The following is a 13,767-nucleotide window of genomic DNA, read 5'->3' as shown; positions in this document are numbered from 1 at the left end:
ATATTCATTTCTTTCTAAGTGGGAAATGAGATTCTTTATTGATTTTTGTATTGTACGGCCTCCTATTCAGAAATTTTACAGGAGGTTTTTATTTTGGAAAAAAGTATAGACAATTTAAATGGATCTGCCTCGTCGTCCAGTTTGTTTCGTAATCGTGTCTTTCAGGCGATTATCGTTTCCGGACTGTTTTTACAAGTTGGAATTTGGATTCGGAATTTTGCGGTATTGTTATTTGTGATGGAACAAACAAAAGGGGATGCCTTTGCGGTTTCAATGATTTCTGTGGCAGAGTTTGCGCCAATCTTTATCTTTTCATTTATTGGTGGAACGTTTGCTGACCGTTGGCGTCCGAAAAAGACGATGGTTTGGTGCGATATTTTAAGTGCGGTTTCTGTATTTGCAGTGTTAGCAACGCTCGTTCTTGGCACGTGGAAAGTTGTGTTCTTCGCCACATTAATTTCAGCGATTCTGTCACAGTTCTCCCAGCCTTCAGGGATGAAGCTATTTAAAATGCATTTAACTGGAGATCAAGTACAGCAAGGTATGTCCGTTTATCAAACAATCTTTGCGATCTTCATGGTTTTAGGTCCGATTATTGGAACCTTTGTCTTCCAATCTCTTGGAATCGAAGTTTCGATAACCATTACAGGTATTGCCTTTTTACTTTCTGCTGGAGCACTTGCTTACTTACCAAAAGATCACAAGATGGAAGAAGCCACAGGATCAACTTTATGGCAAGAAATGAAAGGCGGAATTAAATACGTTCTAGGAAAAAAAGAATTAAGCCTATTGGGATTATGTTTTATGGCTGCGGGGCTTGGTATTGGTTTTATTCAACCCTTATCGATTTTCCTTGTGACGGAGCAATTAGGCTTGCCAAAGGAAAATCTTCAATGGTTACTTATGATTAATGGTGCAGGTATGATTTTAGGTGGAGCGGCGGCAATGATTTTTGCCAAAAATGTGGCTCCTCAAAGACTGCTTGTAGCAGGAATGCTCATCAATGCGATTGGGTTAGCTGTCATGGGTTATTCAACTAATTTATGGCTTACATTAACTGCTGAATTTTTCAATGGATTAATGATGCCTTGTATCCAAATCGGTATTAATACTTTAATTTTGAAAAAAACAGAAGAAGCTTTTATCGGAAGGGTAAATGGGATACTAAGCCCACTATTTGCTGGCTCAATGGTTTTAACCATGAGTGTGGCAGGTATTTTAAAGGAACAATTTTCATTAGTTACGATGTTTGAAATTGCTGCAGTTTTGTTCTTCATTGGTTTAGTCTTTATTTTACCGATCTATAATCAAAAAGAACAGGAGCAGCTGGAGGCAGTTGGGGCAAAGGAGTAATAATTAGTTAACATTGTTCGAATACAAAGAGGAACAAATAAAGTAAATTACCTATAAAATGCTAATAAAAATTGACATCGAAACTACTTTCGGATGTCTTTTTTTATGAATTCATCTTTCTATTAAAATTTATATATGGTTTAGATTTAGAATAATGGGACTAATGTACGTTTTTTTTTAGTTGAGGAAGTAATAATAAGAATGATAAAGGAAATATTAAAAAGTTATTTTTGCAACCTCAATCTGCTAAGCTTCGTCAAAGGAGTAGCAAAAGGAGGTTATTATGGAAAATCTTAGGGATGAGCATTGTTGCGATAAGTGGTCCTATATTCATACGATGGAAGCTGATAAAGCTTTGGAATTAATTATGGATGAATATGGAGAAGAGATTAAGAGATTTATATTTACCTATACGAAAAATGCTATAACTGCCGAGGATATTACACAAGAAGTTTTTGTGAATGTCTATTTAAAGTTACATAGTTTTAACGGTCACTCTTCAATAAAAACTTGGATGTATTCCATTGCAATTAATAAGTGTAAAGACTTTTTTAAGAGCTGGCATTATCGGAAAGTGAGACTTTTTGGGAATGAAAATGAACCCAATATGATTCATTTTCATTCCCCAGAAGCAATTGTTACTCTCAATGATGAGAGTGTAGAAATGATTAAAAAAATACTGGGACTGCCTTTAAAATACCGTGAGATTTTACTTTTATTTTATTATCGAGAATTTTCAATTCAAGAAATCTCTCAAATATTATCAATTAGCGAAAATACCGCTAAATCAAGATTGCACCGTGGAAGAAAGAAGCTTAAGGATGTTTTTATCAAAGAAATTGAGGTGACGATATAATGGAGAAAAATCTGTTCAATCTGAAAGAGGAGCTCGATACGTATATTTCAGATCAAAATATCTTTACCGATAAAGATAAAAACAAAATAAGAATGAAATTAGAAGAAGTTAAAGTAAGTAGAAATAGATCTTTTAAGTTTGTTCCCATCTTAGCAACCTGTACCGCGGGCATATTATTTGTACTTTTATCGAGTCCTTTTTTCAGTGATGTTTTAGGAGGACTGTTCCCAAAAGATTCAAATGATATAAACGTAGGTCAGAATCCAGATTCAGTTCCAGATGATAAAGTGAGAAATGGGGAAGAAAAGGCGAGACCGAATATTGATCCAAAAGTAGTAAAAGTTGGAGATAAAATGAATGAGCTTGAGGTTGAGTTAGTTGATATAAGTGAAAATGCAGAATCTGACGCGGATGATTATTTTTCACTTAATTTTAATGGTGAAATGGAATTAGAGGGAGTTTTGGAATTAGTTTCTTTAGACGGTGGAAATGAAGAAGGGGAAAGAGTAGCCTTTTATCCCAACGAAACCTCCCTTCTTAAACTTCCAATTGTTAAGGGGATTGAAAGAGATCCATTCATCATTCTCGCTAGTCCGATAGAGAACTTGACCGAGTATTTACAGTTAAAACCTGGTATTAAAAAGGATGCAATGGTGACAGTTGCACACTATGCTATATATAAAGATCCCGTTTTAAAAAAATACTTTGATAGGGGACAAATCGTTAAACTAAATGGAAGTAAAATCAAGCGCACTCCGCCAATTGAAGCTTTCAAAGAATTTCAAATTTTAACAGAAGAGTTAAAACCACTTTATAAGAAATTGGTGACTTCTAGAGAAGAAACAGACCTTAAAGGTTTAGGTCCAATGGATGTATTCCGACTCTATTGGCAAGCGTTTGAATATGGGAATCTTGAAATTATATACTTTTTGCTAGAAGGATCAGAACTTCCAGATTATAAAACTTTTACAGAGCAAACCATTGAGGAAAACTTTGAAGAAGAACATAGATTATTTGAGAAAATGAGAGAAAAAGTTTCTGATTTTGGAATGATGATAGATGAAGATAGTGCCTATGTTACGTTCGATGATCATAAGAATGTAAAGATCGAGTTTTTTCAGAATTCTTCTGGAATTTGGAAAGTGAAATATTTACCATAAATACTCAATAACGAAACAAGCACCCATTCCTTCAAAAGAGATTTTGAAAGTAAGGGTGCTTTAATTTATATGAAAGCCTTTATGTCCTCCATTATATTGTGTGGATTTATTCTTTTTCCTTCCGAATATAATCAGAGTGTTGCATGATCAATAAAGTATGATCAATTTTCTCTTGCATTCTATTAATATTCTTCGTTCTCTTCATTGTTTTTCGATCGTATAGTGCAGCCGGCAGTTTCGCACTCGGTGCCGTGTAAATAGTCTTATCACTTATAAAAGATCCTCCAGGGAGATAGTAGCGCATGCCAAGAAGATTTTTCTTGTATTGAAATAGATTATGTCCAATCATTTGGGCATCGTGTTCAATTCCTAGCAAATTCAGTAATGTTGGCATTAAGTCAATTTGACCGCCAAGCTGTGAATGCGTTTCACCTGCGAAAATGCCAGGCGCAGTAAAGAGAACGGGGACGACGAAGCGATCATGCAAATTGTACTCGTGGCCGAGTATCTCTTTTAATAAAACTTTATCCCCTTCTGTAACTGGTGCCCCATGCAGACCTGAATGATCCCCGTAAATAAGAATGATTGAATCATCATAGATGCCCATCGACTTTAAGCGATCAATGAATCGACCAATTTGTTGGTCGGTATAATGAACGGATTGTAAATAATTTCCGACATACGTTTGATTGTAAGTATCAGGTAAATTAAGTGACTCATATTCTGCAGGCATCTTGAACGGTGTATGGCTTGTAAGCGTAATGATATTCGAATACATCCGTTCATGCTTTTTCAATTGTTTCGGTAACTGCGATTCCACATAGGAAAATAAAACTTCATCAGCTGGGCCAAATCCAATTTCTTTTTCCTTTGGGATTTCATTACTTGTATGAATATAATCAAAACCAAGCGCCGGATACAACATATCACGATTCCAATACGTAATGTCATCGGCATGATAGGTGGCTGTACCATAGCCATTCTTTTTTAATGTACGAACAAGAGAAGGGATAGGACTTCCGTCTATTAGGTTTACGGTTGGATCCATCCCTTCTGGGTAAAGGGAGGTGTGCATGAGCCATTCCGCATCTGATGTATTACCGGCCCCGATTTGCTGGTAAACTTGATTGAAATAGGCACTATCCTTTAATAAAGCATTCAAGTAGGGAGTAATTTCTTGCCCGTTGACGGTTTGGTTAATCGTAAATTCTTGCAAAGATTCCACTTGAATAATAAAAACATGGCGATTTTTTGCAAGACCAAAAGTGTTATGCTCGGAAAAAGGGACATACGTATTGCCTTTTAATTCTTCGATTTCCTTGTCAGATAATTGATCATTTTTTGCGAAGGCTGTACCAATGCCTCGTTCATATAACTGAACGAATTGTGATTGAATATAGCCATGCTTTTTAGCGAAATAGGAGACATCAACTAATGGGTAGAAAAAGGCAATGATGGTCGTAACGAAGCCGATGCAGCTAAAGCCGATTACCCACTTTTTTAAATTGTCAAACGATACATTTTTAGACTTTTTGGTAAGGTACCAAATAAGCGGAAGAATGAACACGACATCCAAAAAAAATAAAAAATCATACGGACTTCCAAGAAGAGCAACGGTTCCACCGACAGAGTTCGATTGGTACACTTGTTTCACGTCATAATAGGAAGGAATAGTTGAGAAGTACCTTGTATAATAAACAATTATGAGAAAAAGTATGGATAGAAATAGATTAAAAATCCAAATGGCTAACCATGTGCGTTTTTTGAAAATAATCATCATCAAGGTTATGGAGAGTGCCCACAACGGAAATTCAACTAGTAATAAATGAAAAATTGATTTATTATCAAAAATAACAACCTGAAAAGCCGTGATTTTGATAAATAAAACGAACATAATTAAAGTATAGGGACGTATAAGATTTTCTTTTATTTTTAGATTCATACAATGTCACCTCGAAACGTAAATCCTTTTTTTGTATATTTAACTAATATTCTACCATTCTATCAAACGACAGTTAATCATAGATTGCAAGTTTTTTGGTTGACGAAATTACTAACTTAAAATGTATTCCATTCTCCTAGAATATGCAGTGAGTGAAGTAAAGTTTCCTTAGTGGAAAATCGAAATCTGATTAAGAAACAATTAAGAAATGGTTAAGGGCTATTTAAAGCCTTTCGCCCATAATAAACTTATCAAGTCTTTTCTGCAGGAGGTTAAAAATGTCTTTATCTCAATTAAACATTGACATCTTTCGATCAATCAATGATATAGGAAAACAATATGATTCCCTGAACCCAATTGCTGTTTTTATTGCGGAATATATGTTGTATATTTTATGTTTTGGTGTGTTATGTTACTGGTTATCACGAACGAACAAAAACAGAATGATGATTATACAGTCCGTATTAGCAGTCATTCTTGCTGAGATACTTGGAAAAATATCAGGAAAGTTTCATTCGCATTTTCAGCCATTTGCAGAATTAACAAATGTGAATAAGCTAATTGAGCATAGTGTAGATAATTCGTTTCCGAGTGACCACACGATCATCTTTTTTTCGATTTGCTTTTCAATTTTGTTAGTGCGGAAAGAGGGATGGCTTTGGTTATTGATTGCCCTCTTTGTAGGCATCTCTCGAATCTGGGTAGGTGTTCACTATCCTGTTGATGTGCTAGTTGGAGCCCTTTACGGAATCATTTCTGCGTCGTTCATATTTTGGTTGGCTCCGAAGCTTGCGTTTCTAAAGCAGTTACTTGCTTTCTATGAAAAAGTGGAGCAAGCCATCATACCTAGAAAAAGTAAATCTAAAAACCAAACGAAGAATTTTTAAATAAAAAATGGCGATTCATCCCTAGCTTTATTGGGAATGGATCGCCATTTTTCTTTTATTAGGTTTAAAATAGGACATATGTCCTTTCTCTTCCACCTAATCTTATATTTAAATGGATGAAAGGGTTTTAGAGAGGAAGGGAGAACGTGAAAGGAATTATTTTTTCTATTATTGCTGGGGTATTTATTTCTCTGCAAGGAGTGTTTAACTCCAAATTAAGTAAGGTAATCAGTCCTTGGCACACGACGACGATTGTTCATCTCGTCGGATTTATTTTTGCCATGATTATATATTTATTTGTAAGAGACGGGAAAGTAAAAGGCTTTCAAGAGGTTCCCATTATATATGCTTTTGGAGGTATGTTTGGTGTTCTAATTGTGGTTGGTGAAATGACAGCTATCAACTTACTCGGCATGTCAATGGCTATTGCTACTTTGCTAATCGCTCAGCTACTTTGTGCCTTTATAGTAGATATGAAAGGTTTATTTGGTGTAAGAAAGCTTCAAGTGACGACTCAGCAATTGATTGGAATGGCAATGATGATAGCGGGTGTTATTATTTTTAAAATGTAAATGGGTGATAAAAGATGAAGGAATTGATAGATAGAACGGGGCTTTCTGATTATTTAAACCAATTTGACCTGAATACGATTTTTTCAACAGAAGTAAAGAATCGTTTGACGCTCTTTTCCTTTCAACAAGGAGATATTCTCTGCCGAAAAGGCGAAGATATTCAGCATATGTATTTCCTTGTAAAAGGTAAGGTGAAGATTTTCACGACTACTCCAGAAGGGAAAACGTTAATTGTCCGTTTTAAAACACCATTGGCCATTATTGGTGATGTGGAATATGTGCAAGGCTCGACGGTGTTCAATACAGTGGAGGCAGTTAGTGATGGCATCGTATTTGGGATTCATTTTGACGAGTTAAGAACAATGAAGACGAATCAAGTGGAGTTTTTGAAATTTTTATTGGAGATTGTCACACAAAAATTTTATACGGAATCTCATGCTACGAGCTTTAACATTCTTTATCCTGTCGAGGTTCGATTAGCAAGCTATTTATTATCTCTTTCATCGGAAGGAGAAGGATCGATGTTTCATAAGGAAATGGGAACATCAAGCCTAACGGAAATTGCCGATCTCATAGGTACCAGTTATCGGCACTTAAATAGAGTCATTTTAAAGCTATGTGATGAAGGCGTTATACAAAGGAAGAAAGGATCGCTCTATATAAAAGATTTACCCCGATTGCGGGAGCGAGCAGAAGGAAACATCTATGAATGAAATAGGAGGCAGACCTCATGCAAGGAATCTTATTTGCCATTATGGCAGGTGTTTTTATTAGCTTACAAACTGTATTTAATACGAGAGTGAGTGAAAAAGTTGGCTCATGGGCGACAACTACCCTTGTTCTAGGACTTGGCTTTTTTACATCACTTCCGATTTTTCTATTGACGGAAGATGCAAATTTACTATCCTTTGGAAGGATTAATAAACTTTATTTACTAGGTGGGATCCTTGGAGTAGGAATCGTCTTTTGTATTATGCAAGCAATCCGACTGCTCGGACCAGCCTTTGCTATATCCATTGTACTCGTCTCTCAGATTACAATAGCTGTTCTGATCGACACATTCGGTTGGTTTGGTTTTGAAATCATCCCATTTACTACTGGTAAATTGTTTGGACTTGGATTAATGATTGCGGGGATTGTTGTTTTTAAATGGAAGAAATCTTATGGGCAGCGGTCACTAGCTGGAATGAAATTAGAGAAGTAGAATAAGTGGGCGAATCTATATTTGTTTTCAAATAAAATGCTTTCTTTAAAAAATTGATTTACGGGAACCAAGTTCTTATGTATGATTTTCAGGGTGGGAAAACTGCATTTGTAGAAACTTCGAAAGGCAGTGGAAATGTTGAAAATGTTTTTTAAGAACTATCGATTTACGATTGTCCTGTTAGCTTCCATTTTAATTGGAGGTGCAGCTGGACTGATGTATGGTCCAAAGGCAGCGGTCGTTCGTCCATTTGGAGATTTGTTCCTGAATTTAATGTTTATGATGATCGTGCCGTTAGTATTTTTCAGTATCGCTTCAGCCATTGCAAATATGAATGGAATGAAAAGGCTTGGAAAAATAATGGGCAGCATCCTTATTGTATTTTTGCTGACTGCATCTGTTGCGGCTATCCTTGGGTTCATAGGTGCATCATTCATAAAACCTATTGAAAATACGGATATTGAGTCGATTAAAGCGATTATGAGTAGCGCTGAGCCTTCTGATGAAGAGGAAATAACATTTTTAAGTCGATTAGTTAATACCTTTACTGTACCTGATTTTCATTTATTACTGTCCAGAAGTAATATGTTACAGTTGATCGTATTTTCCCTCTTATTCGGTATTTCGACGGCAATGGCTGGGGAAAAAGCTAAGCCTGTTGCTGACTTTTTATCAGCTGCTACCGCAGTCATGATGAAAATGGTAAGCGTCGTTATGTATTATGCTCCGATTGGATTAGGCTGTTATTTCGCCACTGTGGTCGGTGATTTAGGTCCGCAAATATTGGAGGGCTATGCCCGTTCATTTGTTCTTTATTTGCTCCTAACGGTGATTTACTATTTCGGTTTCTTCAGCCTGTATGCTTTCATAGCAGGCGGAAAGGCGGGGGTCAAGCTTTTTTGGAAAAATGCCATTACACCATCAGTTACAGCGATTGCTACTTGTTCAAGTGCAGCCTGTATTCCTGTGAATCTTGCAGCTGTTAATAAGATGGGCGTTCCAAAGGATATCGCTGAAACCATAATTCCGCTCGGGGCTAACACTCATAAAGACGGTTCTGTCTTTGGTGGGGTGCTGAAAATTGTCTTTTTATTTGCGTTATTTGGTAAAGATTTAACTAGCATTCCCAATATCTTAAGTATTCTTGCCGTTGCTTTTTTAGTTGGAGCTGTTATGGGAGCTATTCCTGGTGGCGGGATGATTGGTGAAATGCTCATTATTAGTATTTACGGTTTTCCACCAGAAACATTACCGATTATCGCTGTGATTAGCACGATTATTGATGCTCCAGCCACTTTACTCAATTCAACAGGGAATACAGTTTGTGCCATGCTTGTCACGCGTTTGGTCGAAGGTAAGAACTGGATTACAAACGCTTTAAAAAACAAAAGTGATGGAACGAGTAAACAATATACTTGAGAACAAAGATCAAAAGGCTTTTGGATAAGAAAAATCTCCTTCATTTATAAAAAATGGAGGAGATTTTCGTTTTATAAAGGGAATATCTTCCTCTGTTAAAATGTGATGATCTATCTAAAAACCCGAAGCGATCAATTGGGAAGTCACAGCTCTAATATTTCTTTGAACCTCATTTTCTTTTGAAAAATCTTTAAGACTGCCTTGATAGATTTTTTGAAAATTAGAAGATTGTTGTAGGTCATGGGGTGTCACAAGTGAAAGGGGTTTTGAAAAATGGAAGTTTTCTCCTTTGTTTAATACTGTAGCGACAAATTCTGAACAAAAGAAGGCATTTTCCCTTTTTAACTTTTTATTAAGTATAATAGCAAATAGCCCCAATAGGTTATAGCGATAGCAGTGCTTTTGTTCCTCAATACTCTGAATAAAATTTTTCATCTTTTGATATTGGTATTCCGTTAAAGTACAACAGTAAATTGCGCAATTTGAATGTTTGAGTAAACCATCCTGGATATTTTCTTTTACGAATCCACCGATAAAGGGATTTCGTGGACTTTTCCTTCCAAAGCTATAAACCTCTGCCAATTGGGAATCAAATGAAATGGATGCATGATTATATGGTTTATTTGTATATAACTTTATCATTCTTGTAAATAGAGTACCTGTATCCGTAAGCAATAAGTATACCTTCCGTTCCATCACGACTTATCTCCTTTTCGAATCAAATGATATCTTCACTTTATCAAGTCATCACAAATTCAATAAGGAGCCTGAGCTTTAATTCAAAATAGGTCTTGGGGCGTATGAGAAATAAGACGAGGTGAAAAGATATTGCCAGCTTTTTCCTAACGTGATATAATAAACATCACTTTAAATGAACGGAGGTTTCCTAGTGTTTTTAATCAGACGTCGTTTCCAAAATTTGAACAAGTAATTTCATATGTTCAGATGACTCTGCCTGCTGTGGGAGAGTAAACGGGATTGGTCTGCCTATTAAATTAGGAAACCTTATTTTTTTCGAATATCGATAAAAGAGGGGGGCGAGTCTACCCTCTTTTTTGTTGTCTTTTCATTTTGAAGATGTAGGAATCTGCTTTTTTGTTTTACGCAGATGGGTATCTATTTTCTTCGATGTAAGGGCACTCGTCTACCCTTTTTAGTCTTATCCATTCCGTTTACTTTAGGCACAGGCAGATAGTCTGTGTTTTTTATTTTTAAGTAATGGAGGGAATATATATGGAAAGAAACGCGATATTAGTTGGTGTCAACATAAAGAAAAGTCAAGAGGATTTTGAATACTCTATGCAGGAATTAGGTAATTTAGCAGAGGCCTGTCATATGAACGTTTTAGGGGCAATGACACAAAATTTATATCAAATCAATAAAGCTCATTATATTGGAACTGGAAAGATTCAAGAATTACTCGCTGCCGTAAATGAGAAAGAAGCGAATATCGTTATTTTTGATGATGAGTTATCACCTTCACAGATTCGTAATTTAGAATCAGAACTCAATTGTGAAGTAGTGGATCGCACAATGTTAATCCTAGATATTTTTGCCCAGCGCGCTAAAACAAGGGAGTCACAGCTACAAGTAGAAGTGGCAAGGCTAAAATATATGCTTCCTCGTTTAGTTGGGATGGGGGAATCATTAGGCCGACAAGGTGGAGGATCAGGTTTTAAAAACAGAGGGTCAGGGGAAACGAAGCTAGAACTCGACCGACGGAGAATCGAGGAAAAAATTGCGGTCTTAAATAAAGAGCTAGAAAAATTAGTTGATCAACGTAAAACACAAAGAAAGCTGCGAAACAAAAATGGTATTCCTGTTGTCTCTCTCGTCGGTTATACGAATGCTGGAAAGTCAACAATGATGAATGCAATGCTCGAAAAATATCACCCTAACACAGATAAACAAGTATTTGAAAAAGACATGTTATTTGCCACATTAGAAACCTCGGTAAGAAAGGTCGAATTAACGAATCATAAAACGTTCTTGTTGACGGATACAGTCGGTTTTATTAACAAGCTTCCGCATCATTTAGTAAAAGCATTTCGCTCAACCCTTGAAGAAGTGACAGAGGCAGATTTACTCATTCATGTGTTAGATTATTCCAATCCCTATCATGAGGAACAGAGAAATTTAACAAACAAGATCTTAACTGAAATAGGTGTCAAAGATATCCCAATTATTTACGCTTACAATAAAGCTGATTTAATGGAATGTGATTTTCCGGCTATTCATCTAGATCGTGTTTACCTTTCTGCGGGAAAAAGAATTGGCTTGGATGAACTGACCGAAGCCATATGTAATCAAATTTTTAAGGATTATGTGCAATGCGAATTTTTCATTCCATTTCATGAAGGGGAAATCGTTTCATTTTTTAATAAAAATAGTCATGTACGGTCAATGGATTATGATTCGACTGGAACAAAGCTATTGGTTGAATGTAAAAAAATTGATGCGGCCAAATACGAGAAATATATCGTAAACAAAAAAGCTGTGGGGGAGAAAAATGAGTGAAATAAATACGATAGAAAAAATTCAATCTCCGAATACAAGATCTAGCCTACATGCTGATTTTAAACAACTCGGTTTAGAAGACGGAATGGTCGTCATCGTCCATTCATCATTAAGTGCTTTCGGCTGGGTTTGTGGTGGTCCAGTAACCGTTGTTCAAGCATTAATGGATATCATAGGTGCAGAAGGAACGATTATCATGCCTACACAAACAGCTGATAATTCCGATCCAGCAGGTTGGGGGAACCCTCCAGTTCCCGAGGAGTGGTGGCCAGTCATACGTGAGGAAATGCCCGCATTTGATCCAAACGTGACCCCAACAAGGGGAATGGGCAAAATTGTAGAGGTATTTCGAACGTTTCCAGGAGTAAAACGCAGCTCTCATCCTATGTATTCCTTTGCCGCATGGGGAAAGCATGCTGACTATATACTATCAGAACAACCTTTAGAATCAGGATTTGGTCCACGATCTCCACTCGGGAAAATATATGAGTTAGATGGTTTTATTTTATTGTTAGGGGTAAATCACGACAGTAATACATCCTTACATCTAGCTGAGCATGCCGTACCTAATAGAGAAAAAGTAAAGAAGGGCGCGGCATACAATTTTGAGGGGAAACGCTTGTGGAAAACGTACGAAGAGATCGTATATGATTCAGATGTATTCGAAGAGCTTGGAAAAGAATTTGAAGAAGTTCATCCAATAAAATCTTTGTCCATTGGTATAGCAGCTTGCAAATTAATGAAGCAACGAACAATCGTAGATTTTGCCAAAGAATGGCTGGTAAGTAAATAGAATTAGCAAAGAAAAAGCTTTTCACTAGAATTAGTGAAGAGCTTTTTTCTTGTCTCGACTTATTATTAATTAAGTACTAAGCTTTCCTTCTTTTAAATAAGGAGTTGTATATAATTTCGCATCTATTCGATCAGCAAGAAAGATAAGTAATAAAGATATACAAATATAGTACAGCTGATCCCACCATAAGTGACTATGAAGGATACCTATACTTTTGAGAACTTGATTCACAATAAACATAAGGAACCCAGTAAAAATATATTTGGTCCATATCGTCCTCCAGTTGATCTTCACCATTAAACAATAGTAGAAGCTGGCGCATAAATAAAATGCTGCAGCAAAGGCAATTGTATCGCGTCCATGATTTTCAAACCAACCTGGGTGATAAGATCGATTCTCGAAAAAAACAATTGGGAGAACATGAGCACTGGCAGATATGGAGCCAATGATTAAATAGAGTAACCAAATATGTTTGAATCCTTTTGAAGACTGTAAAATCCAATTGTAAAAGATTTTTGCAAAAACATAATAAACAGGAAACCCCAAGCATGAGTATGCTAACCTCCACCAATTATGTGAATAGATATGCAACTTTAAAAATAACCACTCAACCCCGACAAATAATCCTGCTAGTATTAAAATCCAAATCCAATTTAACCGAAAAGTTGCAATTAATACAGCAGTAACTGGTAGAGAAAAAGCATTCGAGACAAATGCCCCCAATTCATTGTCATAAAAAGAATGCTTAATAAAATTAGGGTTATAATCATAACTGCCTAAGAAGTTAAAGATGGTGGTTTCAATCATATATCCGAACCCAACCATTGTTAAATAGAGAAGAATAACCTTTGTGTTTCTTTTTTTGAATAATATAAAACAAAATAAGACGAGGCTTAAAAAAATTAGCGAAAAATACCAAAATGAATGATGCATAGCCCCTCACTCCAAGTATAGCTGAATAATATAAGTATGTTTCTTGGTAAGGAAAATATTCCAAAAGGCATATCCACCTTATAATAGAAGCAAATCTAACAAATTGAAGTTTTATTGCACGTTGGTTAAGC

The 13,767-nt window shown here is 36.1% G+C and carries 13 protein-coding genes; 10 read left to right on the top strand and 3 right to left on the bottom strand.

Annotated elements, in window-relative coordinates:
* The first annotated feature begins 105 nt into the window (after positions 1-105).
* The 3 genes from ACFSO7_RS11475 (at position 106) to ACFSO7_RS11465 (ending at position 3,369) form a co-directional block, all read left to right on the top strand.
* Positions 106-1,353, top strand: coding sequence for an MFS transporter (locus tag ACFSO7_RS11475; protein WP_377877637.1), 1,248 nt, complete (start codon positions 106-108; stop codon positions 1,351-1,353).
* 283 nt (positions 1,354-1,636) lie between these two features.
* Entirely contained in the window at positions 1,637-2,209 is a 573-nt protein-coding gene (locus ACFSO7_RS11470) for a sigma-70 family RNA polymerase sigma factor (RefSeq protein ID WP_377877450.1), read from the top strand.
* Complete coding sequence (locus tag ACFSO7_RS11465) at positions 2,209-3,369, top strand: hypothetical protein (protein WP_377877449.1); 1,161 nt, start codon at positions 2,209-2,211, stop codon at positions 3,367-3,369. Before ACFSO7_RS11470 ends, ACFSO7_RS11465 begins: the two co-directional genes overlap by 1 nt.
* A gap of 106 nt (positions 3,370-3,475) precedes the next feature.
* On the opposite strand, the gene ACFSO7_RS11460 is transcribed toward ACFSO7_RS11465, so the two are convergent.
* A complete protein-coding gene (locus ACFSO7_RS11460) occupies positions 3,476-5,311 on the bottom strand; it encodes an LTA synthase family protein (protein WP_377877448.1) in 1,836 nt (611 codons plus the stop codon).
* A gap of 278 nt (positions 5,312-5,589) precedes the next feature.
* Between ACFSO7_RS11460 and ACFSO7_RS11455 the strand changes: the two genes are divergently transcribed.
* From ACFSO7_RS11455 to ACFSO7_RS11435, 5 genes are all read left to right on the top strand, one after another.
* Positions 5,590-6,198: an undecaprenyl-diphosphatase gene (locus ACFSO7_RS11455; protein WP_377877447.1), complete on the top strand. Its 609-nt coding sequence runs from the start codon at positions 5,590-5,592 to the stop codon at positions 6,196-6,198.
* Between the two features lie 146 nt (positions 6,199-6,344).
* On the top strand, positions 6,345-6,770 hold the full coding sequence (locus tag ACFSO7_RS11450; protein WP_377877446.1) for a DMT family transporter: 426 nt from the start codon (positions 6,345-6,347) through the stop codon (positions 6,768-6,770).
* Positions 6,771-6,784: 14 nt separating this feature from the next.
* Positions 6,785-7,483, top strand: coding sequence for a Crp/Fnr family transcriptional regulator (locus ACFSO7_RS11445; RefSeq protein WP_377877445.1), 699 nt, complete (start codon positions 6,785-6,787; stop codon positions 7,481-7,483).
* A gap of 17 nt (positions 7,484-7,500) precedes the next feature.
* Positions 7,501-7,974, top strand: coding sequence for a DMT family transporter (locus ACFSO7_RS11440; protein ID WP_377877444.1), 474 nt, complete (start codon positions 7,501-7,503; stop codon positions 7,972-7,974).
* Positions 7,975-8,109: 135 nt separating this feature from the next.
* Positions 8,110-9,393, top strand: coding sequence for a dicarboxylate/amino acid:cation symporter (locus ACFSO7_RS11435; RefSeq protein ID WP_377877442.1), 1,284 nt, complete (start codon positions 8,110-8,112; stop codon positions 9,391-9,393).
* A 114-nt stretch (positions 9,394-9,507) separates the two neighbouring features.
* On the opposite strand, the gene ACFSO7_RS11430 is transcribed toward ACFSO7_RS11435, so the two are convergent.
* The gene (locus ACFSO7_RS11430) at positions 9,508-10,089 is read right to left on the bottom strand and encodes a hypothetical protein (RefSeq protein WP_377877441.1); all 582 of its coding nucleotides are present in this window, start codon (positions 10,087-10,089) and stop codon (positions 9,508-9,510) included.
* A 537-nt stretch (positions 10,090-10,626) separates the two neighbouring features.
* Here ACFSO7_RS11430 and hflX point away from each other — a divergent pair.
* Both hflX and ACFSO7_RS11420 read left to right on the top strand, forming a co-directional pair.
* Positions 10,627-11,910 (top strand): GTPase HflX, encoded by a 1,284-nt coding sequence (gene hflX, locus ACFSO7_RS11425; RefSeq protein ID WP_377877439.1) that lies wholly within the window; start codon positions 10,627-10,629, stop codon positions 11,908-11,910.
* On the top strand, positions 11,903-12,703 hold the full coding sequence (locus ACFSO7_RS11420; protein ID WP_377877437.1) for an AAC(3) family N-acetyltransferase: 801 nt from the start codon (positions 11,903-11,905) through the stop codon (positions 12,701-12,703). Before hflX ends, ACFSO7_RS11420 begins: the two co-directional genes overlap by 8 nt.
* 69 nt (positions 12,704-12,772) lie before the next feature.
* On the opposite strand, the gene ACFSO7_RS11415 is transcribed toward ACFSO7_RS11420, so the two are convergent.
* On the bottom strand, positions 12,773-13,636 hold the full coding sequence (locus ACFSO7_RS11415; protein WP_377877435.1) for a hypothetical protein: 864 nt from the start codon (positions 13,634-13,636) through the stop codon (positions 12,773-12,775).
* Positions 13,637-13,767 lie beyond the last annotated feature (131 nt).

The organism is Bacillus sp. CGMCC 1.16607, assembly GCF_042683745.1.
Taxonomy (GTDB): domain Bacteria; phylum Bacillota; class Bacilli; order Bacillales; family Cytobacillaceae; genus Pseudoneobacillus.
The sequence above is the reverse complement of the archived record's forward strand: the minus strand, read 5'-3'. Positions and strand labels throughout refer to the sequence as shown.

Excerpts from the sequence above, each read along its gene's own strand:
- ACFSO7_RS11470 (WP_377877450.1), top strand. The coding sequence starts at position 1,637 with ATGGAAAATCTTAGGGATGAGCATTGTTGCGATAAGTGGTCCTATATT.
- ACFSO7_RS11465 (WP_377877449.1), top strand. The coding sequence starts at position 2,209 with ATGGAGAAAAATCTGTTCAATCTGAAAGAGGAGCTCGATACGTATATT.
- ACFSO7_RS11460 (WP_377877448.1), bottom strand. The coding sequence starts at position 5,311 with ATGAATCTAAAAATAAAAGAAAATCTTATACGTCCCTATACTTTAATT.
- ACFSO7_RS11455 (WP_377877447.1), top strand. The coding sequence starts at position 5,590 with ATGTCTTTATCTCAATTAAACATTGACATCTTTCGATCAATCAATGAT.
- ACFSO7_RS11445 (WP_377877445.1), top strand. The coding sequence starts at position 6,785 with ATGAAGGAATTGATAGATAGAACGGGGCTTTCTGATTATTTAAACCAA.
- ACFSO7_RS11440 (WP_377877444.1), top strand. The coding sequence starts at position 7,501 with ATGCAAGGAATCTTATTTGCCATTATGGCAGGTGTTTTTATTAGCTTA.
- ACFSO7_RS11435 (WP_377877442.1), top strand. The coding sequence starts at position 8,110 with ATGTTGAAAATGTTTTTTAAGAACTATCGATTTACGATTGTCCTGTTA.
- ACFSO7_RS11430 (WP_377877441.1), bottom strand. The coding sequence starts at position 10,089 with ATGGAACGGAAGGTATACTTATTGCTTACGGATACAGGTACTCTATTT.
- hflX (WP_377877439.1), top strand. The coding sequence starts at position 10,627 with ATGGAAAGAAACGCGATATTAGTTGGTGTCAACATAAAGAAAAGTCAA.
- ACFSO7_RS11420 (WP_377877437.1), top strand. The coding sequence starts at position 11,903 with ATGAGTGAAATAAATACGATAGAAAAAATTCAATCTCCGAATACAAGA.
- ACFSO7_RS11415 (WP_377877435.1), bottom strand. The coding sequence starts at position 13,636 with ATGCATCATTCATTTTGGTATTTTTCGCTAATTTTTTTAAGCCTCGTC.